The sequence below is a fragment of the Nocardia sp. NPDC004722 genome (assembly GCF_053601505.1).
The window spans coordinates 1-2341 of the sequence record NZ_JBSGBY010000912.1 but is presented as its reverse complement, the minus strand read 5'-3'; the positions used below and the strand labels follow the sequence as shown (position 1 = coordinate 2341).

Annotated in this window: 3 protein-coding genes; all 3 read left to right on the top strand. The window is 71.3% G+C overall.

What is annotated here, in order from left to right; all coding sequences use genetic code 11:
- Positions 1-268 (top strand): hypothetical protein (locus tag ACWELQ_RS43925; protein ID WP_452402892.1); only part of this gene is annotated, 268 nt, incomplete at its 5' end.
- 162 nt (positions 269-430) lie between these two features.
- Positions 431-1159 carry a TetR/AcrR family transcriptional regulator gene (locus ACWELQ_RS43920; RefSeq protein WP_452402891.1) on the top strand — a complete coding sequence of 243 codons (729 nt, stop codon included), beginning with the start codon at positions 431-433 and terminating at the stop codon, positions 1157-1159.
- Positions 1159-2341 (top strand): AAA family ATPase (locus tag ACWELQ_RS43915; protein ID WP_452402890.1); only part of this gene is annotated, 1183 nt, incomplete at its 3' end. The genes ACWELQ_RS43920 and ACWELQ_RS43915, both read left to right, overlap by 1 nt.

Genomic DNA, 2341 nt, shown 5'->3' with positions numbered 1-2341 from the left:
CCAGAGCGACACCGCGCGCCGCCGCGCCGCCGGTGAATCCGCCGAAGACGCCGACATCGCGGTGCCCGAGATCGTGGCCGCCGCGGCGAAGCCGTTCGAGCATGTCGGGCAGTTCACGGTGCTCAACGGCGCGCAGGGGGTCACCTCGGCGCTGGCCGAGATCATCCAGCAGGCAGGCACTCTCACCTCGATGGCGCGGGAATCGCTGCTGCCCGCGCTCAAGGCGGAGTCCCTGACCAATGGCAATGGTGAGGTGAAGTCCCAGTAATCGACAGGGGCACAACGGCAGAGCGTGCGTGGCGGGTCATCCGCTACGCACGCTCTGCCGTTGTTGTCCCGCACGCGGCGTGCGCTCATTGTTCGCAAATGCGAACACTGTGCGCTAGATTGGGCCGGTGGGGCGCCGAACCGCCCGCGGGGAGGGGGCGTGATGTCCGAGGTGCCGCCGAGTCCGACGGTGTGGATGCGCCAACGCCGGGAACGGTCCACACTGACGGTGGAACGCATTGTCGCCGAGTCGATTTCGCTCATGGATGCCGAGGGGATCGACGCGCTCACCATGCGCGCCCTCGGTGCGCGGCTCCAGGCCGGGGCCACCTCGATGTACCGCCATGTCGCCAGCCGCGAGGAATTGCTGGAGCTGGCGGTGGATCAGGTCTACGCCGAAGTCCAGGTGCCGCACTGTGATTGCCCGGAGAGCTGGCGGGGGTCGGTGGGCACCTACGCGCAGAGCATGCGGTCGATGGTGGCGCGACACGGCTGGGTCGCGGCCGCGCTGCCGTCGGTCGGACTGCACTATCTGGGGCCGAATATGTTGCGGCTGCGGGAGTCTCTGTTCGAGGCGTTCGGAGCGGCCGGATTTCCCGGGGACGAGATCGACACCGCGATCGCGTGCCTGCTCAGCTACGTGGTGGGGGTGAGCATCGCGGAGGCGGCCTGGCTGGCCAAGGTCGCCCGCAGCGGAAAGACCGAGCAGGAGTGGCTGACCGAATTCCGGCCACTGCTGCAACCGGCGCTCGCGGACTATCCCCGGCTCGCGACCCTGCCCGTGGTGCGCGGGGAGACCGATGTGCGCGCGGCCCGGGACGCCAAGTTCCGCTACGGCCTGGATCGGATGCTGGACGGCCTGGAAAGCAGACTGATCGATTCGGAAGGTTGATGGACGTGCTGTACGGGCGTGAGGTGGAGATCGGGTGGATCGACACCCTGCTGCGCGAGGCCGGGAACGGCCGCAGCGGCGCCCTCGCGTTCATCGGCGAGGCGGGCGAGGGCAAGACCGCGCTGCTCGAGCACGCCGCCCGCACGGTCGGTGCGGACTGGCGGATCCTGCGCTGTGCGGGCGTGGAATCCGAGTCGGAGCTGCTGTTCGCGGGCCTGCAGTGCCTGCTCGGCTCCGGCCGGGGCGGCAGTGGCGAATTGCCGCTCGGCACGCTGCCCGGCAATCAGGCCGCGGCCCTGCGCAGCGCCATCGGACTGGCCCCGTCGGCCGCGCCGGTGTGCCGCTTCCAGGTCGGGCTGGCGACCCTGTCGCTGCTGGCCGAACTGTCCACGGCCGCACCGCTGTTGTGTCTGATCGACGATGCGCAGTGGCTCGATCAGGCGAGCGCCGACGCACTGCGTTTCGCCGCGCGGCGACTGGGTTCCGAGGCCGTCGTGATGCTGTTCGCGGGCCGGACCGGCTTCACCGTCGCCGGTGTGCGCACCGAACATCCCGCGCCGCTGGACACCGACGCCGCGCGCCTGCTGCTGCGGGACCGCTGGCCCGAGCTGGAAACCGCAGCCGCCGCACGCATTCTGGACGAGGCCATGGGGAATCCGCTGGCGCTGCTGGAACTGCCGCGCATGGACCCGGATGTGCTGCGGGTCGGTCCGCTGCCGCTGCCGGCCCGCCTGCGCAGCGGATTCGAGCATCGCATCGCCGCGCAGCCCGCCGCCGTGCGCACGGTGCTGCTGGCGGTGGCCGCGGAGGAGACCTGCGATCTCGGGCTGATCCTGCGCACGCTGGCCGAATTGGGGCTCACCGACGAGGATCTGGCCGCCGCCGAGGTCTCGGGCATGGTCGTCGTCGATGGCGGGCGGGTGCGCTTCCATCACCCGCTGCAACGGGCCGCCGCCTATCACAGCGCTGCCTTCACCGAGCGGCGCGCGGTGCACGCCGCGCTCGGCGCGGTGCTGTCCGGCGACCCCGACCGGCGCGCCTGGCATCTCGCGGCCGCCGCGTCCGGCCCGGACGAAACCATCGCCGCCGCACTGGAAATCGCGGCCGAGCGGGCGCGGGAGCGGTCCGGGTACTCGGCCGCGTCCACGGCCATGCCTTCGGCGGCATCGGCCTCTACAGCAA